The organism is Pseudacidovorax sp. DMC4, from assembly GCF_056314265.1.
In genome coordinates this window covers 1-504 of the sequence record NZ_JBQUYR010000045.1, presented here as the reverse complement: position 1 = coordinate 504, position 504 = coordinate 1, and the positions used below count along the sequence as shown (strand labels likewise).

The 504-nt window shown below is 69.4% G+C and carries 1 protein-coding gene; it reads right to left on the bottom strand.

The annotated features are described in order from the left end of the window. On the bottom strand, positions 1 to 504 hold a 504-nt coding region (locus ACT54X_RS28800; RefSeq protein WP_476350063.1), incomplete at both ends, for a type VI secretion system Vgr family protein.

Below are 504 nucleotides of genomic sequence, written 5' to 3'. Positions count from 1 at the left end.
AAGTCGACGACCACCTCCTGCCCGATGCGCGGGAGGTGCACGCCGCCCAGCTGGTTGCCCGCCCACGGGCTGGAGACACGTACCCAGCAGCTGCTGTGCGGGTTCTCCTGGCCTTGCCGGTCCCAGGGGAACTGCACCTTGATGCGGCCGAGTTCGTCGGTCCACAGCTCCTGGCCCTCGGGGCCGACCACCCGTGCTGTATGGGGACCATGGGTGTGCGGCTTGAGCCTGGTGAGCGCCGGGCGCAGCGGCTCGGTGATGGGGTGCGCTAGCAGGTCCACCTGCACCCGCCAGCGTTGCTGCGACTGGGGTTGAGTCACCGCGTTTAGCGCCGCCTGGCTGTCCTGCCCCACGTCCTCGATGAGGAAGTCGGTTTCCAGGATCAGGTATTCCGCATTGGCCGCTTCCCTTGGATGCCCCTGCAGCGCGAAGCTGAAGCCCGGCACCATGCCGCGCAGGTTGCCGCTGGCCCGCGCACGCGCCCCCGAGGTGCGCAGCTGCTGC